Source organism: Microbacterium sp. NPDC076895, from assembly GCF_040687115.1.
Lineage (GTDB): Bacteria > Actinomycetota > Actinomycetes > Actinomycetales > Microbacteriaceae > Microbacterium.
Genome location: NZ_JBFBMQ010000011.1, coordinates 1 through 21,941 on the forward strand (window position 1 = coordinate 1; position 21,941 = coordinate 21,941).

Consider the following 21,941-nt stretch of genomic DNA (forward strand, 5'->3'; position numbering starts at 1 on the left):
AGTGCCGACAACTCACTCGCGGAGAGCTTCAACGCGACGCTCAAGCGCGAGCTCCTCGCCGGCCGGTCAGCGTTCCCGGACCAGGCCACCGCCTATCGGGCCGTGTTCCGCTGGGCGAGCCGCTACAACACCCGCCGACGCCACTCCGCGATCGGCAACATCACCCCGAACACCTACGAGAACGTCTACGAAGCCGCGAGATCAGCTACCCTCGCGGAAGCGGCATAACCCACCCGACACCGTGTCCACGATCAAGGGTCAAGGCCCCAAAGACGTTTCTGCCGCCGTTGTCTTGAATCGTGCCGTACCCGCTTGCGCTGAAGGTGTTGTCGTTTCCGTTGACCGTGATGTCGCCGATGGCACCGTCAGCGTCGATGCGCATGCGGTCACCAGCGATCTGCATAGATCCGATCCCGCCACTGACGAAGCTGTTGTCGTTTCCCTCGATACGCACATCACCCATGTCGCCGATCGCGACATCATTATTGCTCCCCTGGAGCAACACGGTGTCCGCTGATCCGTCCATCTGCACGACGATCCGGTTGCCGGCGATCGTCACGTCGGCGCAGTCGCCCGTCAGCGAGAACACGACATCGTTGCCTGCCAGGACGGCTTTCCCGTTCACGCAGAGCGCATCTGGTGCGGATGTCGGAGAGACCGTGGTTGTAGGTGCCGGAGTCGGTGCCTGCGTTTCCCAGGAGGGCGAGGGAACCGGAGTCACGGCTCCCCGTGTCGGAACGACGGTGACACGAGGTCCCGGGAGCGCGATGCATCCGGCGAGCGCGAAAGCCGAGGCGACGGCCAGGGCGACACCGAGCGTGCGGCGCGGAGCATGCATGCGATTACCCTACGCGGGAAGCGCAGATCGTCAGAGACGCAGGGGTGGTGCCGCGTCCGTCTACGCCCGCGGGTGCGCGAGACGGTAGCTCGCCGTCAGCCGCTCGCTGGAGACATGAGTGTAAATCTGCGTCGTACCCAGGCTCGCGTGGCCGAGCATCTCCTGCACCGACCGCAGGTCGGCACCACCATCGAGGAGGTGGGTGGCGCCGGAGTGTCGCAGAGCGTGCGGGCCCACACTCCCCCCGGTGAGCGCGCCGACGCGTCGAGCGACGACGTCGTAGACGGTACGCGAGCCGATGCGCGCGCCACGAACGCCGAGAAAGAGTGCACTGCGGGCGGTATCGGTCACGGCAAGCGCCGGCCGACCTCGCACAAGGTAGGCATCCAGTGCGCGCGCAGCGGCACCCCCGTAGGGCACGACCCGCTCTTTCGCCCCCTTGCCCCAGACGCGCGCGGTCCGGCGCCCGTTGTCGAGATCTGTCAGGTCTAGGGCACACAGCTCCGAGACGCGCAGCGCTGCCCCGTAGAGCAGCTCGAGCATGGCGTGATCACGCAGATCAACCGCGTCGCCCCCCGTTCCTGCTAACTGCCCGAGCTCATCGAGCAACTGGGCAAGGCCGTCGGCAGAGGCAACCTTCGGCAGCGTTCGCCCGCGCTTGGGCGCGACGAGGCGCACCGCAGGGTCCGTGTCGATGAGGTTCGCATCCAGTGCCCACGCAAAGAAGGTGCGCACCGCAGCAGCACGCCGCGCGAGGGTGGACCGAGCGTCGCCGCGCTCGCTCGCGCGCCACATCCAGTTCCGCAGCATCTCGAGATCGACATCCTGTACCCGGGTGGGACCCACAGCATCGGCCAGGTCGGTCAGATCCGACCGGTACGCGCGCACCGTTGCAGGAGACAGCCGGCGCACATCGGCGACGTAGCGCAGGTAGCGCTCTGCCGCCTCGGAGATGTCCATGCAGACAGGATGCCTCAGCCGACCAAGCGGCGACGGCGCCCAACCCGGTGTGGCGCGAGGTGCCGCAGTCTCCAGCTCACGAAGGCGGGGTATCCGCGGCCTCGCCCCGGAGCGTGTACGCAGCCCCATCCCGGCTCCTGTCAACAAGGCCTGAATCAACGAGGTAGCGCCGTAAGAGTGCGGTGTCATCGACGAGCACGCGCAACCGGCCGGTGAGAACAGGTTCCGAGACCGTCTCACCGTGCTCGAGAACGCGCCCGACAACCCATCGCAACAGATCATCACGCTCGCGTAGCGACGCCGGGTAGTGCGTGATGCGCCCGTCGACGAGGAACCTTCCGATATCCGTTGCCTTTCGGGGCGACGCCTCGGCAAGGATGTCGCCGAACACCGTCGGTTCAAGCTCCAGCCCGCCCTCTTCCACGCGAACTGCGCCCGACGCGGTCAGCACCCGGACGATGTGCTCGCGCCGCGACGGTGACTTCGCATCAAGATAGCCAGCAGCGTCTCCGCCCATGAGCAACAAGCCGAAGGCGACGCGAACGTCGGGGTTCGCTAGCGCGGCGATCACCGGACGCCACCGGTTGCCTGTCTGCTGTGTCATCGCTGCCTGACCTCCTCACCCCGAGCCTCTCACGCCAGCCGCCAGCCGCCCGCGTCTGCCGTCACCACTCCGTCCAGATGCAGGATTCCGAGGTGGGATTGAACCTCTCCAGTGCTGAGGCCGCTGCGCCGCGCGATCTCCTGCGTGGTGCGCGCCACTCGTGTGCTGAGGGCGTCACGGACACGGGTGGCGTCGGTGGTGCGAGGTTCGGCGTCACGACCGCTCAGGCCCATGAGTTCCCCCCAGCCGATCAACTCGCGAACGTCGGCAGCGGTGGTGACGCAGGTCGCTTCGAGTTCGCGCAGGAGCCGGTGGCAACCCGCCGACGCTGCGCTGGTAACCGGCCCCGGCACTGCTCCGATCGCGCGGCCCAGGGCGCTCGCGTGATGCGCGGTGTTAAGCGATCCGCTGCGCCACCCGGCTTCGACCACGACTGTCGCCGCCGACAGGGCTGCTATGAGCCGGTTCCTCTGCAGGAATCTCCACTTCGTGGGAGCGAAGCCCGGCGCGACCTCGCTCACGACCGCACCTGTCGCGGCGATGCGCTCGACAAGCTCGGTGTGGGCCTGCGGATACGCCCTTTCCAGCCCGCCCGCCATGAGCGCGATCGTGCAGCCGCCACCGGCGAGGGTCGCCCGGTGAGCGGCGGCGTCGATACCGAAGGCCGCACCCGACACGATGGGGATTCCGGAAGCGGTAAGTTCAGCGGCGAACTCCCCCGCGACATGTTCCCCGTACGATGTGGCCGCACGCGCTCCGACGATGGCCACCCCCGTGCGGGCCGCGGAGATCGACCGCGGGTCGCCGCGCACCCATAGTGCCAGGGGTGCGTGCGCTCCCAGGTCGTCGACAGCATCGGGCCACTCCTCGTCGGCAGGGGTCACGAGCCGCAGTCGAGCGGCACGGGCAGTACGCAGGAGGCCAGCCACCGTACCCGGCCGCATCCTCGGTTCCCACCGCTGCAGTGCCGCACGGGCCTCGCTCTGGTCCAGGATGCTGTCGCCGATGTCCCCGCGCCGCACCCGTGCGAGCGCCTCGAAAGCCCCGAGCGATTCCGTCAGGATCCCCGCTGCCGCGTCACCCGGCTCGGTCAGGCTGTTCCAGACCACGCGGGCATACCGATCGAGAATGCCGTCGTCGGAGAGTGGGCCCGTCACGAGAGGGCCGAGCTCGTCTCGAGCGCGCTGCGGATCAATCACGAGACTGTTCCTCGCTTCAGGAACAGTGCGCGCCCGATGTGGTCGGGGGTCGGCATCCGTTCCCCCTCGAGATCGGCGAGCGTCCACGCCACCCGCAGAACCCTGTCATAGCCGCGCAGCGTCAGAGTGCCCCGCGCCAGGGCGCCATCGAGCGGGGCACGAACCGCGGGCGGGAGCGCCCCAGCGCCGGAGCGTAGCCACGTGCCCGGTACATCGGCGTTTCGCCGCCACGGGGTATTCGACAGGCGTCGCGCGGCCCGATCACGGGCTTCGACCACGAGCGCCCGGGCATGGGCAGAGTCCAGGGCTCCCCGCGCCTCGGGAACACGGCCCACCCGCAGCAGGGTCAGCTCGATGTCGACGCGATCGAGAAGCGGGCCCGACAGGCGGTTCTGGTAGCGCCTGATCGCCTGCGACGGGCATTCACAGACAGCATCCCGAAGCCCCCGGTTTCCGCACGGACACGGGTTGGTCGCCAGGACAAGCTGAAACCGCGCGGGGAAGGATGCCGTGTATCCGGCTCGATGGACGGTGATGTGCCCGGACTCGAGGGGTTGACGCAGCGCATCGAGCACCGTCGTGGCGAATTCTGCAGCCTCGTCCAGGAACAACACGCCCTCGCTTGCACGCGCGATTGCGCCGGGGCGAGGCGCACGAGATCCACCGCCGACGAGAGCTGCAGCACTCGCGCTGTGATGCGGCGCCTCAAACGGTGGGACGCGCGAAAGATGCGTGACAGCGCTCCCCGAGAGCGAACGGATGGATGCCGCAGCCAACGCGGCCTCGTCATCCAACGGCGGCAGAATCCCGGGGAGTCGCCGCGCGAGCATCGTCTTTCCGGCGCCCGGCGGACCGGTCATGAGCAGATGGTGGCCACCGGCGGCCGCGACAAGGAGGGCGGCGACAGCGTCATCCTGTCCAACCACGTCAGCGAGGTCCAGCGTCTCCTCCGTCACACCGAGGTCACTGGGAAGATCGACCGGATCGGCCTCGGGTAGCCGCGCCTCGATCCCATGTCGGGAGAGAACGTCGCTGAGGCTCGTCGCACCGACCACGGTGATTCCGGGTACGAGCGCTGCTTCGTCCTCGCTGGCTCGTGGCACGACGACGGTCTCGAGTCCCGCCCGAGCTGCGGCCAGCACGGCGGGAAGGATGCCGGGCACGGGGCGCAATCTGCCGTCGAGGCCGAGTTCACCGATATGCGCAGTACGCATGAGGGCATCAGCAGACAGCGGCAGTTGTGTAGCCAGGGCAGCGACGGCGATCGCGAGATCGAACCCGGAGCCGTGTTTCGGCAGGTTCGCTGGCGAGAGATTGACGGTCAAGCGACGACTCGGAAGCGGAACGCCGCTATTGGCGCAGGCGTTGCGTACGCGTTGAGAGGACTCCCCGAGCGCACGGTCGGCAAGTCCGATGATGCGAAAGTCGGGAAGCTGATCGGAGAGATCGGCTTCGACTTCGACGGCGACGCCCTCGATTCCCACCAGCGAGATCGCCCAGGTGCGGGCGAGGCTCATGCGAGGTCTCGCAAGTGCTCGATCTGCAGCGGCGCCGCGGGATCTCCGCTGATCGCGATCCCGTCCACGCGCACGGGGCGGCTGCCGGCTAGATCACGGTGGGCGGTGCGCCACTCTCGCGCCAGCTGGTGCAGGCGGTGGAGCTTTCGTGCGTCGATCGCCTCGAACGGATGCCCGAAGGCGGCGGATCGTCGCGTCTTGACCTCGACGATCGCGACAGTGTCGGCATCGGCGACCACCAGGTCGATCTCACCGGTGCGGCAACGCCAGTTGCGATCGAGGATCTCGAAGCCCCGTGCCCGAAAGTAGGCCTCGGCGGCGTCTTCACCCGCCCTGCCGAGTTCGTCTTTGCGTGCCATTCCCCCAGCGTCGCTGCGCACCCATCGGCGACCGCCAGGATCGGGGCAAGAAACGAAGAAGCTCGGGGATTATGCGCCTGGGGAGGAAGGACGCTCAGCTGTCGAGCGTGAGCTCGTCGGGCAACTGGAAGTCGCCGCGCTGGAGTTCCTCGACGTTGACGTCCTTGAAGGTCAGCACGCGCACGGACTTCACGAAGCGGTCCGCGCGATAGATGTCCCACACCCACACGTCGTTCATCGTGATCTCGAAGTAGAAGTCGTGCTCCGTGTCCCGGCGAACGACGTTGACGTCATTGGCGAGGTAGAAGCGTCGCTCCGTCTCGATCACGTACTGGAACTGGTGTACGACATCCCGGTACTCGCGATACAGCGCCAGTTCCAGTTCGCGGTCGTAGTCCTCGAAGACCTCGTCATCCATGGTGCTTTCATCCTAGTTCCCGGGATGCGGCAAGCGACCACGGTCGAGCTCCCACGGGCGTCTCAGAAGAGCGTCGGAGCTCCGGCGAAGGCCCACGATACCCGATGGTGGTCACTCACCCCGTGCTCGAGAATCGCGGCGCGGTGCTCGGGACTCGCATACCCCTTGTTGCGGACCCACTGATAGGCGGGCAGGTCGTCGTGGAGACCCACCATGAGATCGTCTCGCGCAACCTTGGCGATGACGGATGCCGCGGCCGCGCCGGCACAGTCGCGGTCGGCCTTGATCACGGGGCGGACCGTCAGCCGAGGGCCCGCAGCCCGCGAGATGTAGTCGTGGTTCCCGTCGAGGACGACGATCGCGCGCGACATGTCCACACCGTGGGTCGTGAGCTCCGCCAGCGCACGCCTGGCAGCGAGCCCGAGGGCGGGCAGGATGCCGACCTCGTCGATCTCGGCTGAGCTTGCCCACCCGACAGAACTGTCGACGACCCAGCCCGCAGCGCGTCGAGCCAGCTCCGCGCGGCGCGGTTCGGGAATCAGCTTTGAGTCGCGCAGGCCCTCGGGAACCCGGCGGCGCGAGAGCGCGGCATCCGTCACGGTGGCCCCCACGGCGACCGGGCCGGCGAGGGCACCGCGACCGACCTCATCGCACGAGATGACGAGGTCGTACTCGCGCAACAGCTGCCGCTCCAGAGTCAGGCGCGGGACCGCTCGCGACGCCCCGGTCACTGCGCGCCGGTTCCTTCGCCTGCGGGAACGCCAGCGAATACCTCACTGTGCGGATCAAGAATTCTCCACCGCGAGATCGGCCACGTGGTCACGAATGCGCGACCGACGACGTTCTCCATCGGCACGAACCCGGCGCCAGGTTGGTCCTGGTTGAAGCGCGAGTCCTTGGAGTGGTCTCGGTTGTCACCGAGAACCCAGAGGCTCCCGTCGGGAACCACGACATCGAACGGCACGGGGTTCGGCGCGGTCTGACCCGGGTCGAGCTTGACGTACGCCGACTCGTCGATCGGAATACCGTTGATCGTGATCTGTCCGAGAGCGTTGCAGCACACGACATGGTCGCCCGGAACCCCGATGACCCGCTTGATGAGGTGGTCCTCGGAATCCGAGACCGAGAGACCGACGAGAGTGAGGAGCCAGTCGATGCCCTCGACGAACGGAGACTGGGCCGGGCGCACACTCGGAGGAAGCCACCCACCCGGATCCTGGAACACGACGATGTCACCGCGCTGGTACCCGTTCCAGCGCGGTGTGAGCTCGTCGACAAGGATGCGGTCGTCGATCTGAAGCGTGTCCTCCATGGACCCAGACGGGATGTAGAACGAGCGGACCAGGAACGTCTTCACCAGCGCCGAAACGACGACGGCGATCAGGATGATGACCAGTACGTCCCGCAGGAAAAGCCAACCGCCGCGTCTGCCACTCTGTCGACGCCGCTGTGCCCGTGTTACGGGTTCAGCGGGCGCGTCAGCGTCGGAAGTCATGCAGCGATCCAATCCGTCCGAGGTGATACCGGACGCTCAGATAAGGGTGTCACACGATGGGTCTTCCGGGGGTCGTGCAACGCCCGGACAGACACGTGTGCCCCGGCACCAAAGCGCCGGGGCACACGTGGAGAGGCGCAGACTCAGTTGTCGCGCTTCTCCTTGATCTTGGCCTTCTTGCCGCGAAGCTCGCGCAGGTAGTAGAGCTTCGCACGACGGACGTCACCGCGGGTGACGAGCTCGATCTTGTCGATGATCGGGCTGTGCACGGGGAACGTACGCTCGACGCCCACCTGGAAGCTGATCTTGCGGACGGTGAAGGTCTCGCGCACGCCGTCGCCGGAGCGACCGAGCACGACGCCCTGGAAGACCTGGACGCGCGAGCGGCTTCCTTCGACGATGTTCACGTGCACCTTGACGGTGTCGCCGGGGCCGAAAGCGGGGATGTCGCTGCGCAGGGAAGCTGCGTCGACGATATCGAGGGTCTGCATGATCGCTACTCTCTGCGGCCGCCACAGGTCGGTCGCGGGTGGATAGAAAAGGATGAGGTGTGCCGAACCGCGGTCAGGACCGGCGGCGGATTCCCCTGAGGCAGAATCCGTCAAGGCACAAACAGCTATTCTGCCACGACAGCCGCCGCGAACAAAACCGTCAGGAGCCGGGCTGCTGCTCGGTGATGACGATGACCTCGGGGTCCTCGCGGCGCGGAGCGGTCGCCGGCGAGGGCGGGATGTAGGACACTCCAGACGCGCTACGCAGCGTCGCGATGCCCGGACGCGCTTCGCGCCACAGCTGCCAGAGCATCAGCCAGAACAGCGACAGCCCGACGGCGACCGTGAGCAAGAAGACCGGGAACCACCAGGCCGCCACGAAGAAGCCGAGCGCGATCGTGAGAGCGTGCCAGACCGTGAATCCCGCGACATCCCACCACGACACTGCTCGTGCAGCCCGAGCAGTCGGACGCGCCCGCACCAAGAGTGTCAGGACGAGCTGGCCGATCAGTACCGAGGGAATGGCCATGAGCAAGACCCACAGCAAGGCCCACGCGCCGGCGTCGAAGGCGATCCAGCCGACGAAGAGCCACAACGGCAGCACGAACGCGGCGGGGATCATCCAGCCGTAGTAGGCGCGTCGCAGCCACATGATTCGATGCTACGCCCGGCTCATGCCACCCGTGGCCGAGGCACGCGATGCGAGGCATCCTCACAGCCGATCGATAGCGGATCAGACAGAATGGACCGGTCGAGAGGAAACTGATGATCGAGTTGCGCACCCCTGCCGAGATTGAGGCGATGAAACCGGCTGGTCGCTTCGTCGCCGAAGTACTCGCGACCCTGCGCGCTGAGACCCGCGTCGGAACGAACCTGCTCGACATCGACCGCCGCGCGCACGAGATGATCCGCAAAGTCGGCGCCGAGTCGTGCTACATCGACTACCACCCCTCCTTCGGAGCAAGCCCGTTCGGCAAGGTCATCTGCACGTCGATCAATGACGCCGTGCTCCACGGGCTTCCCTTCGACTACGCCATCCGCGACGGCGACCTCGTGACCCTCGACTTCGCCGTCTCCGTCGACGGCTGGGTCGCCGACTCAGCGGTGTCTTTCGTGGTGGGCACGCCCCGCGACGAAGACCTCGCCCTCATCGACACGACTGAGCGCGCGTTAGATGCCGCGATCAGCGCAGCGGTCATCGGTAACCGCATCGGTGATATCTCGGCCGCCGTGGCCGCCGTCGCTCACGGCGAGGGCCTCTCGATCAACACGGATTTCGGCGGCCATGGGGTCGGTCGCGAGATGCACGGTGACCCGCACGTTCCCAACGACGGCAAGCCCGGCCGCGGGTACCCCCTGCGGGCTGGACTGGTGCTCGCGCTCGAACCCTGGTTCCTGCAGTCGACGGACCAGCTGCGAACGGATGCCGATGGCTGGACGCTACGCAGCGCTGACGGCTCGCGCGGGGCTCACTCCGAGCACACGATCGCCATCACCGAGGACGGCCCCGTCATCCTCACCGACCGGAGCTTCCTCGGGGTCAGCTGAGCCGGTACCTCGTCCCGGGTTCACGACCCGTCGGAGGCGCCGACGCGGTGGACCCGCACGTTGTTCGTCGACCCCGGGGTTCCGGGAGGAGCGCCCGCGGTCATGATCACGACATCACCCGGCGCGGCCCGGCCCGTCTCGATGAGCACCTGGTCGAGAAGTTCGATAAGCCCGTCAGTCGAGGTGGCTCGGGGCACGAGGAACGGCTCCACACCCCAGCTGAGCGCGAGGCGTGATCGGGTTCCCGGCAGATCGGTGAACGCGAGGATCGGGACGCGGTGGCGTAGCCGCGCCATCCGGCGGGCCGAGTCGCCGGACTGGCTGAACACGCACACGAATTTCGCATCGACGAAGTCGGCGATCGTGGCGGCGGCAAGGGTCAGCGCGCCGCCCTGCGTCCGTGGCTTCGTCCCGAGCTGGGGCACGCGCTCGAGCCCGGTCTCCTCGGTTGACCTGACGATTCGGGCCATGGTCTCGACCACCGTAACGGGATGCGCGCCGACGCTTGTCTCACCCGAGAGCATGACCGCGTCAGCGCCGTCGAGAACCGCATTGGCGACATCCGAGGTCTCTGCGCGCGTCGGCACCGGATTCTCGATCATCGACTCAAGCATCTGGGTCGCGACGATGACCGGCTTGGCCCAGCGGCGGGCGAGCTCGATCGCTCTCTTCTGCACGATCGGCACGGTCTCCAGCGGCAGCTCGACGCCAAGATCGCCACGAGCGATCATGACGCCGTCGAACGCGTCGATGATCTCCTGCAGGTGTTCGACAGCCTCGGGCTTCTCGATCTTGGCGATGATCGGAATCCGGCGACCCTCTTCGGCCATGATGATCCGCGCCCGCTGTGCGTCCTTGGGCGAGCGCACGAACGAGAGCGCGATCATGTCGACGCCGAGCGCCAACGCCCAGCGCAGGTCGGCTTCGTCCTTCGCGCTCAGAGCTGGCGCGCTGACTGCGACCCCCGGGAGATTGATGCCCTTGTTGTTCGAGACCGCTCCCCCGACCACGACCTCGGTGCGCACCCGGATGCCGTCGGTGTCGAGCACTCGCAGCCGAACCTTGCCGTCATCGATGAGCAGCGTGTCTCCAGCAACGACGTCGGAGGCAAGCTGCGGGAACGTCGTTCCACAGATCTCGCGCGTGCCCTCGACATCCTCGGTGGTGATCGTGAAGATGTCGCCCGGCTCGAGGTGGTGCGGGCCGTCGGCGAAGCGTCCGAGCCGGATCTTGGGGCCTTGCAGATCCGCGAGGATGCCGACCGGTCGCCCGGTGGAGTCGGCGGCTCGTCGCACGTTGGCGTACGACTGCTCGTGAATGTCCCACTCGCCGTGGCTCATATTCAGCCGGGCGACATCCATCCCCGCGCGAACGAGGGCCTCGATCTGGTCGTATGACGATGTCGCAGGTCCCAGAGTGGCGACGATCTTGGCGCGGCGCATGCAACGATCCCTTCGGCGGGTGAGTCGCTCTCAGTCTGGCGCCCTGACGACACCGGCGGGTTTCTCGCGTGTGACAAGTCGGTGACTGACGACGCTGCTCAGGGCTCGCCTCAGCTGCGCATCCTCATTCCGTCAGCAGATCAGGCCGACGCGCACGAGTTCGCTCGAGCTGCTGCTGCGCACGCCACTGCGCGATGGCACCATGATTGCCGCTGAGCAGGATGTCGGGCACAGCGCGATCTCGCCACACGGCGGGTTTCGTGTAAGACGGATACTCCAGGAGCCCGTCTTCGTGTGACTCCTCGACGATGCTCGCCGGGTTTCCCACCATCCCGGGAACGAGGCGTCCGACGGCTTCGATCATCGCCATAGCGGCGACCTCGCCGCCGTTGAGCACGTAGTCGCCGAGGCTGATGAGGCGAACCGAGCCACGCGCGGCGGCATCCTCGAAGACCCGCTCGTCGATGCCTTCGTATCGTCCGCACCCGAAGACGAGGTGCTCTTCGCGCGCGAGCTCGCGCGCCGTCGACTGGCGAAAGAGTTCCCCCGCCGGCGACGGGAACACGATCGTCGGCCGGGCTGACGCATCAGCTGGCGCAAGTTCGTCGAGTGCCTCGCCCCACGGTTCGGGTTTCATGACCATCCCGGCACCGCCCCCGTAGGGGGTGTCATCGACAGTGCGGTGGCGGTCGTGAGTCCACTGACGCAGATCGTACACGCGGACATCGAGCAGGCCGCGCTCGCGGGCCTTGCCGATGAGCGAGACCTCGAGGACGTCGAAGAACGCCGGGAAAATCGTGACGACGTCGATGCGCACGTCAGTTCCCGTCGGTGTCGGCTGCCGTGTCCTCGGGAGACTCATCGGAGGATGCGGCGGGTTCGGGATCCTCATCGACGATGTCTTCGAACAGGCCTGCCGGTGGCGTCACGATGACGTAACCCGCTGAAGGATCGACGACCGGCACGATCGCTTTGACGAAGGGCACGAGCACTTCGCGATCAGCGTCAGCGCGAACGATCAACAGGTCCTGTGCCGGCAGGTGCTCGACGCGGATCACGCGGCCGACCGAGGCGCCATCGCGGCGAACGTCGAGACCCACGAGCTGGTGGTCGAACCAAGCATCCTCTTCGTCGGATGCCGCGTCAGCTGCCTCATCGACCCAGAGGATGGCACGCACGAGGCTTTCGGCAGCGGTCCGATCATCGACGCCCTCAAAGAAGGCGACCGGGTGAGAGTTCATCCAGCGGAACTCACGAACGGTCAACGGCTTGCCGTGCCAGGGAGAGGTGTCGGGGACCTGGAGGGTGAACGTCGCACCGGGAACGAAACGTCCGTCCGGATTGTCGGTGTAAAGCTCAAGCTTCAGCGCACCCTTGAGTCCGTGCGCCTTCACGAGACGTCCGACCCGCAGCTGGGTTCCTGCCGAAGGGGGCGGCGCGGAGCGCCCGTCCGAATCGACCACGTCAGTCGTCCGCGACGTCAACCCGCACGCGGCGCCCGTCGGCCAGCGCCGAGATCAGGGTGCGGATTGCTTTGGCCGTGCGACCGCCGCGCCCGATGACGCGTCCTCGGTCGTCGGGGTGCACATGCACCTCGAGTACCTCACCGCGTGAGGACTCCGACGAAAGGATACGCACGTCATCCGGGTTGTCGACGATCCCCTTGACGACGTGTTCGAGCGCGGCGGCGAGCACGGATCAGGCTTCTGCGGTCTCGGCCGACTCAGCGGCCTCGGGTGCAGCGTCGGCCTCAGCGTCAGCCGCGGGGGCCTCCTCAGCCTTCTTCTCGGCCTTGGGCTTGACGACCGACTTCTTCGAGGTCTCGACCTCGAAGACAGGCTTTGCCTCGGCGGTCTTCAGCGTGGAGACAGCGTTCTTGTCGCCCTTGAAGGTTCCCCAGTCGCCGGTGATCTTGAGGATGGCGCGCACCTGCTCGGTCGGCTGGGCGCCGACGCTCAGCCAGTACTGGGCACGAGCAGAGTCGACCTCGATGAACGAGGGCTCCTCGGTCGGGTGGTACTTGCCGATCTCTTCGATGACGCGTCCGTCGCGCTTGGTGCGCGAGTCGGCGACGACGATGCGGTAGTACGGGGCACGGATCTTACCGAGCCGCTTGAGGCGGATCTTGACAGCCACGATTCTCCTGTGTGGTGGATTCGAACGAACTGATCGCCTGGAGCGTGGGGTGCACACCCGGCGGAAGCTCAAAGGGGGCGGATGCGCTGGATAGAGGGTCGAGCGCGGTCCGACCCTCTATTCTGCCAGATCCGACCGGATGCCGAGAACCGACGACGCGCAGGTGCCGTCGAGGGGTACTCGTCGCACCGTGTCGCAATCGGGTCAGAGAGTGCCGGTGCATGCCAAACTGACGCCATGACGCTCGGCTTTGCGACATCCGCTCGCTCCTCCGTCGGCCTGGAGTGGGAGCTCATGCTCGCCGACCGCAGCACGGGTGACCTAGCCGGCCGGGCTCCCGAGGTCCTCGATGAACTCGCGCCCACGATTGATCTCGAGCGTTTTTCGCTCACAAGCGAACTGCTCACGAATACGGTCGAGGTCACGAGCGGGATCGGGTCGACCGTGGCCGAAGCCGCCGAAGACATGGTCGACGGCATCCGTGCCCTTCGGACAGCGACCGAGCCGCGAGACCTCGACCTGCTGTGCGCCGGGTCGCATCCGTTCGCGCAGTGGTATGACCAGGAGGTCACCAACAAGACGCGGTACCAGGCACTCATCGAGCGAACCCAGTGGTGGGGTCGGAACATGATGATCTGGGGCATCCACATCCATGTGGGTGTTGAGGACGTGAACAAAGTCATGCCGCTCATCCGGGCTCTGTCGACCTACCTCCCCCACCTCCAGGCGCTGTCGGCGTCGAGTCCCTTCTGGGCAGGCGACCGCACCGGCTACGCATCGAACCGGGCTCTCGTGTTCCAACAGCTCCCCACTGCCGGTCTCCCCTGGCTGCTCGATGACTGGGAGTCATTCGAGGCTTACCTCGACGACATGGTGAACACCGGCGTCATGGCTGACGCGACCGAGGTGCGCTGGGACATCAGACCCGCACCGCGCTGGGGCACGATCGAGGTACGCGCATGCGACGGGATGTCGACCCTGCCCGAGCTTGCAGCAGTAGCCGCCCTCGTCCAGGTGTTGGTGGAGCACTTCTCGCGGCGACTCGATGACGGGGAAGACCTGACCGGGATCCAGCCCTGGTTCATCCGGGAGAACAAGTGGCGTGCAGCCAGGTACGGCCTGGATGCCGAGATCATCGTCGACCGTGAGGGAACACCTGTGCCCGTGCGCGAGCATCTGCGCGAGGTCCTCGACGATCTCGCCGAGATCTCTGTCGAGCTCAAGTGTGCGAAGGAGTTCGCCGGTGTCGAGATGATCCTCGCGAGCGGAGCAAGCTACGAACGGCAGCTGCGGGTGGCCGACGAGAACGGTGGCGACTTGCGAGCGGTCGTGCGGCACCTCGTAACCGAGTTCCGAGACGGGCCGACCCTGCGCGACCATCTGAACGCCCTGCGCTAGCCCGACACGTCACCACGACATCCGGCGTTGACGCTCCCCGGCGCTGCGCGCTTCCCGCTCCTCCGGGGTGAGTTCCACCTCGGAACCTTCGTCGGGGACGGCCGGCTCGGACGGGGTGGCGTCAGGCTGTTCGCGGGCAGCGGCGTGCGGCGCCGCGAACCGGGAGGTGCCGTGCTCCGTCTTCTCCCAATAGTGCGGCCTGGTGATCAGCTGCCAGAGAGCCTTGTACGCCGCAATCGAGTGCAGGATCCAGAACAGGGGCTTCAGGAGAGCCCAGGGCACGAGCCCGAAGAGTCCCCGCTTATACGGGCCCATCATGTTCATGTAGATCAGCAGGGAGTAGCCGAGCAGGAAGTTCAAAGCGCTCAGGACGATCACGATCGGCGGGACCTCGACAGGGACGACGTAGAACGGCAACGCGAGGGCGAGTACGAGCAGGATGGCGAAGGGGATCACGCTGAGGAAGGTGAAGGGCGTGCCGGCGATCAGGAGCGCGAACGCAGCGAACCGGCGCAGGCCGATCCGACGGATCAGCGCTATGGGCTGCCGCGAATGGACGAGCGCCGTTTGCATGTAGCCCTTGATCCAACGACTGCGTTGCTTAACGAACTGCGGAATGCGCGAGGTCGCTTCCTCCATCGTCGTGGCATCAACGACACCGACCCGATACCCCAACGCACTGGCACGGATGCCGAGGTCGGCATCCTCGGTGACGTTGTAGGGGTCCCATCCCCCGAGGCGTCGAAGCGCCGTCATCCGGAAGTGATTGGACGTCCCTCCGAGCGGGATCGGAAGGTCGGAGTCTTCGAGCCCCATGAGCATGTAATCGAACCACGCCCCGTACTCGAGGGTGAACAGGCGCGTAAGGGCGTTCTCGCGGGCGTTGAAGTAGTTGAGCGAGGCCTGCACGACGGCTGTCGATTCGTCGGTTCGCGAAAAGACGATGACAGCCTTCTTCAGCTGGTCGGGTTCAGGCGCATCTTCGGCATCGAAGATCACGAGGAACTCGCCGCGCGCCAGTTCCAGCCCGACGTTGCACGCGCGGGGCTTGGTCTGCGGCACCCCGGCCGGAACCGGAACGACGATGAAGTGCTCCGGGACTACTGACCGAGCGATCGCCGCCCTGGTCGCATCGTCGCCCTCTTCGACGAGGATCAGAACCTCGAGGCGGTCGCGCGGATAGTCCAGACGACCGAGATTCGTCATGAGCTGCGCGACGACCTTCTCTTCGCGAAAGACCGGCACTAACACGGTGTAGAACGGCAGATCGTCCTCGTCGAGCATCGCCAGTTCGAGCTGCGACACCTTGTTGACCAGGTCGTAGCGGGATCCCCGGAAGGCGACAACGAACTTGAAAAGCACACTGGCCAGGAAGAAGAGATTGATCAGAGCAAGGATGACGACAAGCGTCGGGCCCGTCAGCAGCACCGCACCGAGCACCGCAACGCTCGCCACGACCGCGAACCCGATCACCTGGCCCCGCGAGAGGACGGTGCGCGCCGAACGCACCGGATTCGCGTTCGCGAGCCCGTCCGCAGCCTCAGCGGCGAACTCTGCCGCGAACACCTCGATCACCGCGTCGATGATGAATTGCTGGCTTACCGGGACCACCTCGATCGGCGCGCCAAGATCGTCGGCGATCGCTTCCTCTTGCGTGGGGTTCAGCTCGCGCGACGCGCCGACCAGGACGGTGCCGTCCTCGCCCGCCGCGAGCGGAATCCATCCCTCGCGGGCGTAGACCGCGCGAAAGCCGACATCCAGGAGGCTTACATCGATGTCTGTCATCCGTTGCCACCTCCGGAAGGAACCTGACCGAACCCCGTGAAGACGACCGACCACTCCTGGGCCTCGGGAAGTCGCGAGGCGACAACCCACCCGACGATACCGACGAGCACGGAACACATGACGACGATCGCCGCGTGCTGCGCCGGCGACTCCGTCGGAAGGATGGCGACCGAAATATGCACGAGTAGGTAGGCGAGCGCTGCGGCAGCGATCAGCGGTGAACCCACCAGAACGCCGGCCAGAGCACCCACCGCGATCAGGAGCATCATCACGCCCGAGCGCGCGAAGCCGAAGACCCCGGCAGTTATGGCGACGACGAGCACGGGAGCGAGGTACAGCATCAGTGGCTCGCTGAGCGGGTCAGAGACCAGCGCCTCGATCGCACGGGCGGCACTTGTCGCATCGGTGCGGAGAAAGGTGAGCGGTCCCGAGCCGATGATCACGCCGGCAAGGGCGAGCGCGACAGTGACCGCGACAGTGGGAAAGGCCACGATGACCGCGTTCGCCGCCCGGGCCTGCGGGCGGGAGTGGATGAGCAGAGTCCCCACGATCGCGACCGTGAGAACGAGAGGAATGGCCCGCACGTCCGTCATCGCCGCAGCCCCGAGCAGCAGCCCCGCGCGAAATCCCGCCTGGGTGTTGGCGAGATTCTCAAAACGCACGATGTCGATGAGTCCGAGACCGAAGAGGACGACGGCGCCGAACATTGTGATGTCGGTTGCCGAGAGCAGCACGAAGACCGGCGAGATCAGCAGCGAGACGAGAACGACGAGACGGATGATGCCGTGCAGTCCGCGGCGGAACATCGCCTGGTCGAGACCCTGCAGGAAGAAGCCTCCGAGCAGTGCCCCGCCGACGGCGAGGAGCAGCTCCGAAGGAAGGACCAGTGCCGGCAGCGCGCCCAGCGGTGGTGAGAAGGTCGTGAGGAGTTGCCCGAAATCCGCTGCGCCTGCGCCGTCCCGGACGCGGGCTAGCAGCGCTTGATTGGCAGTGTCATGCCACGGCTCGGGGGCTAGGAGCGCGTAGCGAACGACGACGATAACGAGCGGCAGTGCGAGGATGCCACGCATCGTCCAGCGCAGCCACGTTCGCCGAGGGTAGGGCGGCAGGACTCCTGCGGGGCTCTCCAGGAAGCGCGGCACATCGCGGTCGAACAGGTGCTGGCCGCTGAGCACGGACATTCTCGGTTCCGCTCGCCGATGAAGACAGATGACGTGCGGATTGTAGCGAAAGCCCCGGTCGGTGGCGAGGCTTCACCTGCGCGATATCAGCGCAGTCGTCAGTTCTTGCCGAGCAGCTTCTGGAGTTCGGCCAGGTCAGCCTCGCTCGGCGCCTGCTGTCCGCCACCCAGACCGAACCCCGAGCCGGTGGGCGTGGCGCTTTGGCCTCCGAGCCCGGCGTTCTCGGCGGCACGCTTCGCGGGGTTTCCCGACCGCGAACCCTGACGCGCCTTCTGAGCCTTGGACTGCTTGCCGCGCTTGGCCGACGCGCCGGGGCGACCGCCGCCGGGGACCGGACCCATGCCGGGGATGTTGGGAACACCGCCGCGCGCGACGGTCTTCATCATCTTCGCCGCCTGCTCGAACCGCTGCACCAGCTGATTGACATCAGTGACCGTCATCCCGGAACCGCGTGCGATCCGCAGGCGTCGCGATCCATTGAGGATCTTGGGGTTGCGTCGCTCGCCCGGGGTCATCGACCGGATGATGGCCTCGGTGCGGTCGATCTCGCGCTCGTCGAAGTCGTCGAGCTGCTGCTTCATCTGGCCCATGCCCGGGAGCATCCCGAGCATCTTCTTCATCGAGCCCATCTTCTTGAGCTGCTGCATCTGCTCGAGGAAGTCTTCGAGTGTGAACTGCTCGGTCGCGAGCTTCTCGGCCATCTTGGCCGCTTCGGCCTCGTCGAAGGCGCTCTGCGCCTGTTCGATGAGGGTGAGGATGTCGCCGAGGTCGAGGATCCGGCTCGCCATCCGGTCGGGGTGGAACGGCTCGACGTCATCGAGCCCCTCGCCGGTGGACGCGAAGATGATCGGACGACCGGTGACGGATGCGACGGAAAGTGCCGCACCACCGCGGGCGTCGCCGTCGAGCTTGGAGAGGACGACACCCGTGAAGTCGACACCCTCTTGGAAGGCCTTCGCGGTGTTGACGGCATCCTGACCGATCATCGCGTCGATGACGAACAGGACCTCGTCGGGGTCAGTTGCCTTGCGGATGTCGGCCGCCTGCTTCATGAGATCGGCGTCGACGCCCAGGCGGCCGGCGGTGTCGATGATGACGATGTCGTGCTGCTTCTGCTTCGCGTACTCGACACCGTCCTTCGCGACCTTGACAGGGTTTCCGACGCCGTTGCCCGGCTCGGGTGCGTAGATCGCGGCGCCGGCGCGCTCGGCGACGACCTGGAGCTGGTTCACGGCGTTCGGGCGCTGCAGGTCACAGGCCACGAGCAGCGGCGTGTGGCCATCCTTCTCGAGCATCTTCGCGAGCTTTCCCGCGAAGGTCGTCTTTCCCGAACCTTGGAGGCCCGCCAGCATGATGACAGTCGGCGGAGTCTTCGCGAACTGCAGTCGGCGCTGCTGCCCGCCGAGGATGCCGACGAGTTCCTCGTTGACGATCTGCACGACCTGCTGGGCCGGGTTCAGCGCGCGGTTGACCTCGTCGCCGAGAGCGCGTTCGCGCACCTTCGCGGTGAACTCCTTCACCACAGGCAGGGCGACGTCGGCATCCAGGAGCGCGCGCCGGATCTCACGGACGGTCCCGTCGACATCCGCGGGCGTGAGCTTGCCCTTGGTACGGAGGTTGCGGAAGGTTTCGGTAAGGCGATCCGAGAGCGTGCCAAAGGTTGCCATGATCGTCCGATTCTACGTGAGGGTGCCCTACGGGATCAGCGAAGCATTCCCAGGGCGCGACGGAGGAGATCGTCGAGTCGCTCCCGCCCCGCACCGGCCAGAGCCCAGGCGCGCAGCGCAGCGATCACCGCGCCAGCATAGGCGGCTGCATGCACTTCGGCTGCGAGCGCATCCTGCCCCGTGCGACGCAGGTAGGGACTGATCGCGGCGGCAATGCGCCACTGGCGCGTCGCCATCTCCTGCGTGAGCTCGGGAACGATCCCCATCGCGTCCGAGTTCACAAGCGCGAGCGCGAGTGCATCGGGGGCAAACCGCGAGAAGGCCTCACGCACGGCATCCGTCACGACCGCAGCCGGCTGTGACGACGGGCACGCCGCGGCAAGGAACGCGTCGAGGAACCCGATCCTCTCGTCCAGGCCCGACCAGAAGACCTCGGACTTCGACTCGAAGTAGTTGAAGAAGCTCGAACGGCTCACTCCGACCCGGCGAGCGATGTGTGCGACAGTCGTGCGCTCATATCCCTGTTCGAGGAAGAGTTCGCACGCCGCTTCAGCAATCAACTCCCGCGATACCGCGTGTGGTCGTCCTCCGGACATGGAGGAAGGGTACACGCTCGGTGTTGCCAGGATCCGGCGTATTGTTAGACGGAGTCCAACAATACGCCGGAGGCTTTCGTGATCGATGTCGTGGTGGCGGGATTGTCTCCCGCGACGGTGCCTTATCTGGACGGCTGGGAGATGCAACGCCGCATCCATCGCGAGATCGTCGCTGGATCACGCCCCGACACGCTCATCCTGCTCGAACACGACCCGGTCTACACGGCAGGTAAGCGCACCGAGGCGCACGAGCGGCCCACCGATGGGACGCCGGTGATCGACGTCGATCGCGGTGGCAAGATCACCTGGCACGGTCCGGGGCAGCTCGTCGGCTATCCGATCCTGCGACTTCCCGATCCGATCGATGTCGTAGCTCACGTGCGGCGTCTGGAGCGGCTCCTGATCTCCGCCCTCTCCCACCACGGCGTCGAGGGCTACCAGGTCGAGGGCCGTAGTGGTGTCTGGGTGCGACGCCCCCTGTCGGAAGACAAGGTGGCGGCCATCGGCGTACGCGTCGAAAAGGGGGTGACGATGCACGGCTTCGCAGTCAACTGCGACAACACGCTCGCCGGATTCCGCGGCATCATCCCCTGCGGAATCACGGATGCCGGTGTCACGACCGTCAGCGAGGTGGTCGGCGCGTCGGTGGCCCCGGCAGATGTCCTTCCCACCGTCATCAGAGAATTCGAGCGAGAGTACGCGGAGGTCGCAGCGTGAGCGCATGTGGGACAGGATCGACCGGCGATGGGGGCCCCAACGGAGCGCAGACCGCACCGGACGGGAGAAAGCTCCTGCGGCTCGAGATCCGCAACGCGCAGACCCCCATCGAGCGCAAGCCCGAGTGGATCCGCACGAAAGCGAAGATGGGGCCTGAGTACACCCAGCTGCAGCATCTGGTGAAAGACGAGGGTCTTCACACGGTGTGCCAAGAGGCCGGATGCCCGAACATCTACGAGTGCTGGGAAGACCGCGAGGCAACCTTCCTCATCGGCGGATCCCAGTGCACACGTCGCTGCGACTTCTGCCAGATCGACACGGGCAAGCCTGCGGCTTACGACATCGACGAGCCGCGGCGGGTTGCCGAGAGCGTGAAGCGGATGCAACTGCGCTACGCGACAGTCACGTGTGTCGCCCGCGACGATCTACCCGACGGGGGCGCATGGCTGAACGCTGAGACTGTGCGGCGGATTCACGCCGTAAACCCGGGTACCGGCGTCGAGCTGCTCGCGACCGACTTCAACGGCGAGCCCACGCTTCTCGACGAGGTCTTCGCGGCACGCCCCGAAGTCTTCGCACACAACGTCGAGACAGTCCCGAGGATCTTCAAGCGCATCCGCCCGGCGTTCCGCTACGAGCGCTCGCTGGACGTGCTGACTCAGGCTCGGCGGGCAGGACTGATCACCAAGTCCAATCTCATCCTTGGGATGGGTGAGGAGCCGGAGGAGGTCGTGCAGGCGCTTCACGACCTCCACGAGGCTGGAACCGACATCATCACCATCACGCAGTACCTGCGACCATCCCCGCGCCATCTTCCCGTCGCGCGCTGGGTCAAGCCTGACGAGTTCGTCTCGTTCAAGGAGGAAGCCGAGCGGATCGGATTCCTCGGGGTCCTTGCGGGGCCCCTGGTCCGCTCGTCGTACCGCGCGGGGCGCCTGTGGGCACAGTCGATGCTCTCGAAAGGACGGCAGATCCCCGAGAACCTGTCGCACCTCGCTGATGACATCGCGCGCGAGGGCCTGAGCTTCGCTCAAGCCGTGTGAGGCGAGTGGTCGCGCCTAATCCGCGCTGGTGACCGAGAGCACCGTGCCGTCGGAGGCCATGTTTACCAGCAGCACGTCATCGGTGGCATCCGGGTCGAGGGCGTACTCGAGCACGGCGAACGGATCAGATCCGCCGTGCTCATCGGCAAGGATCGTCATGCTCATCAGTTGAAGCGCACGGATGACGTCGATATGGGTATCTCCCGAAACGTCGACCAGGAAAGATTCGAGCTCCTCGCCCAGCATTTCCTGCTGCTGGAGGATGTACTCGGTCACCTCGCTGGTGCGCTCGCTCAGCTGCGACACCATCGCCTCGCGCGCGATCCGATCGATCGTCTCGAGAGACGAGATGAGGCTCGCGGCAACGTCGAGCGCGGCCGGCGAGACATCGTCCTGGTCGGGCGCGGTCAGATCCACGGTGACCGACTGGTCCGCGAACTCCACGTTCTCAGACCAGAAGATCGAACCGTCGGGGCCAGATTCCAGCAGGCCGAAGAAGTCGTGCTCGATCGCCATGTCCCCATGAAACCAGCCTCGGGGTCAGACC

The 21,941-nt window shown here is 66.3% G+C and carries 26 protein-coding genes; 5 read left to right on the top strand and 21 right to left on the bottom strand.

Annotated elements, in window-relative coordinates:
- A partial coding sequence (locus tag AB0O89_RS10410) for an integrase core domain-containing protein (RefSeq protein WP_363497166.1) occupies positions 1 to 228 on the top strand: 228 nt, incomplete at its 5' end.
- Here the strand turns inward: AB0O89_RS10410 and AB0O89_RS10415 are convergent.
- The 11 genes from AB0O89_RS10415 to AB0O89_RS10465 all read right to left on the bottom strand — a co-directional run bounded on the left by AB0O89_RS10415 (position 206) and on the right by AB0O89_RS10465 (position 8,533).
- Complete coding sequence (locus AB0O89_RS10415) at positions 206 to 838, bottom strand: DUF3060 domain-containing protein (RefSeq protein WP_363497169.1); 633 nt, start codon at positions 836 to 838, stop codon at positions 206 to 208. The two genes, AB0O89_RS10410 and AB0O89_RS10415, sit on opposite strands and share 23 nt — an antisense overlap.
- A gap of 60 nt (positions 839 to 898) precedes the next feature.
- Entirely contained in the window at positions 899 to 1,798 is a 900-nt protein-coding gene (locus AB0O89_RS10420) for a tyrosine-type recombinase/integrase (protein WP_300590848.1), read from the bottom strand.
- Positions 1,799 to 1,874: 76 nt separating this feature from the next.
- Entirely contained in the window at positions 1,875 to 2,402 is a 528-nt protein-coding gene (locus AB0O89_RS10425; protein ID WP_300590847.1) for a DUF2087 domain-containing protein, read from the bottom strand.
- Positions 2,403 to 2,431: 29 nt separating this feature from the next.
- Positions 2,432 to 3,601 (bottom strand): DNA-processing protein DprA, encoded by a 1,170-nt coding sequence (gene dprA / locus AB0O89_RS10430; protein WP_300590846.1) that lies wholly within the window; start codon positions 3,599 to 3,601, stop codon positions 2,432 to 2,434.
- A complete protein-coding gene (locus AB0O89_RS10435; RefSeq protein WP_363497174.1) occupies positions 3,598 to 5,118 on the bottom strand; it encodes a YifB family Mg chelatase-like AAA ATPase in 1,521 nt (506 codons plus the stop codon). The genes dprA and AB0O89_RS10435 overlap by 4 nt, the downstream gene beginning before the upstream one ends.
- Complete coding sequence (locus tag AB0O89_RS10440; protein WP_363497177.1) at positions 5,115 to 5,477, bottom strand: YraN family protein; 363 nt, start codon at positions 5,475 to 5,477, stop codon at positions 5,115 to 5,117. Before AB0O89_RS10440 ends, AB0O89_RS10435 begins: the two co-directional genes overlap by 4 nt.
- 94 nt (positions 5,478 to 5,571) lie before the next feature.
- On the bottom strand, positions 5,572 to 5,895 hold the full coding sequence (locus AB0O89_RS10445) for a DUF2469 family protein (RefSeq protein WP_195691615.1): 324 nt from the start codon (positions 5,893 to 5,895) through the stop codon (positions 5,572 to 5,574).
- Between the two features lie 62 nt (positions 5,896 to 5,957).
- Positions 5,958 to 6,626: a ribonuclease HII gene (locus tag AB0O89_RS10450; RefSeq protein ID WP_363497180.1), complete on the bottom strand. Its 669-nt coding sequence runs from the start codon at positions 6,624 to 6,626 to the stop codon at positions 5,958 to 5,960.
- Complete coding sequence (lepB, locus tag AB0O89_RS10455; protein ID WP_363497183.1) at positions 6,623 to 7,390, bottom strand: signal peptidase I; 768 nt, start codon at positions 7,388 to 7,390, stop codon at positions 6,623 to 6,625. Before lepB ends, AB0O89_RS10450 begins: the two co-directional genes overlap by 4 nt.
- Positions 7,391 to 7,533: 143 nt before the next feature.
- Positions 7,534 to 7,881: a 50S ribosomal protein L19 gene (gene rplS, locus AB0O89_RS10460; RefSeq protein ID WP_228178152.1), complete on the bottom strand. Its 348-nt coding sequence runs from the start codon at positions 7,879 to 7,881 to the stop codon at positions 7,534 to 7,536.
- Positions 7,882 to 8,041: 160 nt separating this feature from the next.
- Positions 8,042 to 8,533, bottom strand: a complete 492-nt coding sequence (locus AB0O89_RS10465) for an MFS transporter permease (protein WP_363497186.1) — start codon at positions 8,531 to 8,533, stop codon at positions 8,042 to 8,044.
- 113 nt (positions 8,534 to 8,646) lie between these two features.
- Between AB0O89_RS10465 and map the strand changes: the two genes are divergently transcribed.
- The gene (map, locus tag AB0O89_RS10470) at positions 8,647 to 9,429 is read left to right on the top strand and encodes a type I methionyl aminopeptidase (protein WP_300594836.1); all 783 of its coding nucleotides are present in this window, start codon (positions 8,647 to 8,649) and stop codon (positions 9,427 to 9,429) included.
- Between the two features lie 20 nt (positions 9,430 to 9,449).
- On the opposite strand, the gene pyk is transcribed toward map, so the two are convergent.
- The 5 genes from pyk to rpsP form a co-directional block, all read right to left on the bottom strand.
- Positions 9,450 to 10,871 carry a pyruvate kinase gene (gene pyk, locus AB0O89_RS10475; protein WP_363497189.1) on the bottom strand — a complete coding sequence of 474 codons (1,422 nt, stop codon included), beginning with the start codon at positions 10,869 to 10,871 and terminating at the stop codon, positions 9,450 to 9,452.
- Positions 10,872 to 10,995: 124 nt separating this feature from the next.
- A complete protein-coding gene (trmD, locus tag AB0O89_RS10480; protein WP_300594853.1) occupies positions 10,996 to 11,688 on the bottom strand; it encodes a tRNA (guanosine(37)-N1)-methyltransferase TrmD in 693 nt (230 codons plus the stop codon).
- 1 nt (position 11,689) lies between these two features.
- Positions 11,690 to 12,334, bottom strand: coding sequence for a ribosome maturation factor RimM (gene rimM, locus AB0O89_RS10485; RefSeq protein ID WP_363497191.1), 645 nt, complete (start codon positions 12,332 to 12,334; stop codon positions 11,690 to 11,692).
- Position 12,335: 1 nt separating this feature from the next.
- Positions 12,336 to 12,566, bottom strand: coding sequence for an RNA-binding protein (locus tag AB0O89_RS10490; protein ID WP_228178146.1), 231 nt, complete (start codon positions 12,564 to 12,566; stop codon positions 12,336 to 12,338).
- A gap of 3 nt (positions 12,567 to 12,569) precedes the next feature.
- On the bottom strand, positions 12,570 to 13,007 hold the full coding sequence (rpsP, locus tag AB0O89_RS10495) for a 30S ribosomal protein S16 (protein WP_300594845.1): 438 nt from the start codon (positions 13,005 to 13,007) through the stop codon (positions 12,570 to 12,572).
- 237 nt (positions 13,008 to 13,244) lie between these two features.
- Here rpsP and AB0O89_RS10500 point away from each other — a divergent pair, with 237 nt between their 5' ends.
- On the top strand, positions 13,245 to 14,405 hold the full coding sequence (locus AB0O89_RS10500) for a glutamate--cysteine ligase (RefSeq protein WP_363497195.1): 1,161 nt from the start codon (positions 13,245 to 13,247) through the stop codon (positions 14,403 to 14,405).
- Positions 14,406 to 14,414: 9 nt separating this feature from the next.
- Here AB0O89_RS10500 and AB0O89_RS10505 read toward each other — a convergent pair whose 3' ends face one another.
- From AB0O89_RS10505 to AB0O89_RS10520, 4 genes are all read right to left on the bottom strand, one after another.
- Positions 14,415 to 16,190: a glycosyltransferase gene (locus tag AB0O89_RS10505; protein ID WP_363497198.1), complete on the bottom strand. Its 1,776-nt coding sequence runs from the start codon at positions 16,188 to 16,190 to the stop codon at positions 14,415 to 14,417.
- Positions 16,187 to 17,371 (bottom strand): hypothetical protein, encoded by a 1,185-nt coding sequence (locus AB0O89_RS10510; protein WP_363497201.1) that lies wholly within the window; start codon positions 17,369 to 17,371, stop codon positions 16,187 to 16,189. The genes AB0O89_RS10505 and AB0O89_RS10510 overlap by 4 nt, the downstream gene beginning before the upstream one ends.
- 98 nt (positions 17,372 to 17,469) lie before the next feature.
- A complete protein-coding gene (gene ffh, locus AB0O89_RS10515; protein WP_363497204.1) occupies positions 17,470 to 19,038 on the bottom strand; it encodes a signal recognition particle protein in 1,569 nt (522 codons plus the stop codon).
- Between the two features lie 35 nt (positions 19,039 to 19,073).
- Entirely contained in the window at positions 19,074 to 19,634 is a 561-nt protein-coding gene (locus tag AB0O89_RS10520) for a TetR/AcrR family transcriptional regulator (RefSeq protein ID WP_363497207.1), read from the bottom strand.
- 78 nt (positions 19,635 to 19,712) lie between these two features.
- Between AB0O89_RS10520 and lipB the strand changes: the two genes are divergently transcribed.
- Both lipB and lipA read left to right on the top strand, forming a co-directional pair.
- On the top strand, positions 19,713 to 20,351 hold the full coding sequence (gene lipB, locus AB0O89_RS10525) for a lipoyl(octanoyl) transferase LipB (RefSeq protein WP_363497210.1): 639 nt from the start codon (positions 19,713 to 19,715) through the stop codon (positions 20,349 to 20,351).
- Entirely contained in the window at positions 20,348 to 21,394 is a 1,047-nt protein-coding gene (lipA, locus tag AB0O89_RS10530; protein ID WP_363497213.1) for a lipoyl synthase, read from the top strand. Before lipB ends, lipA begins: the two co-directional genes overlap by 4 nt.
- 15 nt (positions 21,395 to 21,409) lie before the next feature.
- On the opposite strand, the gene AB0O89_RS10535 is transcribed toward lipA, so the two are convergent.
- On the bottom strand, positions 21,410 to 21,910 hold the full coding sequence (locus tag AB0O89_RS10535) for a DUF2004 domain-containing protein (RefSeq protein ID WP_363497216.1): 501 nt from the start codon (positions 21,908 to 21,910) through the stop codon (positions 21,410 to 21,412).
- Between the last annotated feature and the right edge of the window lie 31 nt (positions 21,911 to 21,941).

What these genes read in the sequence shown, in the direction of transcription:
- AB0O89_RS10415 (WP_363497169.1), bottom strand. Translation starts at nt 838, where the DNA reads ATGCATGCTCCGCGCCGCACGCTCGGTGTCGCCCTGGCCGTCGCCTCG.
- AB0O89_RS10420 (WP_300590848.1), bottom strand. Translation starts at nt 1,798, where the DNA reads ATGGACATCTCCGAGGCGGCAGAGCGCTACCTGCGCTACGTCGCCGAT.
- AB0O89_RS10425 (WP_300590847.1), bottom strand. Translation starts at nt 2,402, where the DNA reads ATGACACAGCAGACAGGCAACCGGTGGCGTCCGGTGATCGCCGCGCTA.
- AB0O89_RS10435 (WP_363497174.1), bottom strand. Translation starts at nt 5,118, where the DNA reads ATGAGCCTCGCCCGCACCTGGGCGATCTCGCTGGTGGGAATCGAGGGC.
- AB0O89_RS10440 (WP_363497177.1), bottom strand. Translation starts at nt 5,477, where the DNA reads ATGGCACGCAAAGACGAACTCGGCAGGGCGGGTGAAGACGCCGCCGAG.
- AB0O89_RS10445 (WP_195691615.1), bottom strand. Translation starts at nt 5,895, where the DNA reads ATGGATGACGAGGTCTTCGAGGACTACGACCGCGAACTGGAACTGGCG.
- lepB (WP_363497183.1), bottom strand. Translation starts at nt 7,390, where the DNA reads ATGACTTCCGACGCTGACGCGCCCGCTGAACCCGTAACACGGGCACAG.
- rplS (WP_228178152.1), bottom strand. Translation starts at nt 7,881, where the DNA reads ATGCAGACCCTCGATATCGTCGACGCAGCTTCCCTGCGCAGCGACATC.
- AB0O89_RS10465 (WP_363497186.1), bottom strand. Translation starts at nt 8,533, where the DNA reads ATGTGGCTGCGACGCGCCTACTACGGCTGGATGATCCCCGCCGCGTTC.
- map (WP_300594836.1), top strand. Translation starts at nt 8,647, where the DNA reads ATGATCGAGTTGCGCACCCCTGCCGAGATTGAGGCGATGAAACCGGCT.
- pyk (WP_363497189.1), bottom strand. Translation starts at nt 10,871, where the DNA reads ATGCGCCGCGCCAAGATCGTCGCCACTCTGGGACCTGCGACATCGTCA.
- AB0O89_RS10500 (WP_363497195.1), top strand. Translation starts at nt 13,245, where the DNA reads ATGACGCTCGGCTTTGCGACATCCGCTCGCTCCTCCGTCGGCCTGGAG.
- AB0O89_RS10505 (WP_363497198.1), bottom strand. Translation starts at nt 16,190, where the DNA reads ATGACAGACATCGATGTAAGCCTCCTGGATGTCGGCTTTCGCGCGGTC.
- AB0O89_RS10510 (WP_363497201.1), bottom strand. Translation starts at nt 17,371, where the DNA reads ATGTCCGTGCTCAGCGGCCAGCACCTGTTCGACCGCGATGTGCCGCGC.
- ffh (WP_363497204.1), bottom strand. Translation starts at nt 19,038, where the DNA reads ATGGCAACCTTTGGCACGCTCTCGGATCGCCTTACCGAAACCTTCCGC.
- AB0O89_RS10520 (WP_363497207.1), bottom strand. Translation starts at nt 19,634, where the DNA reads ATGTCCGGAGGACGACCACACGCGGTATCGCGGGAGTTGATTGCTGAA.
- AB0O89_RS10535 (WP_363497216.1), bottom strand. Translation starts at nt 21,910, where the DNA reads ATGGCGATCGAGCACGACTTCTTCGGCCTGCTGGAATCTGGCCCCGAC.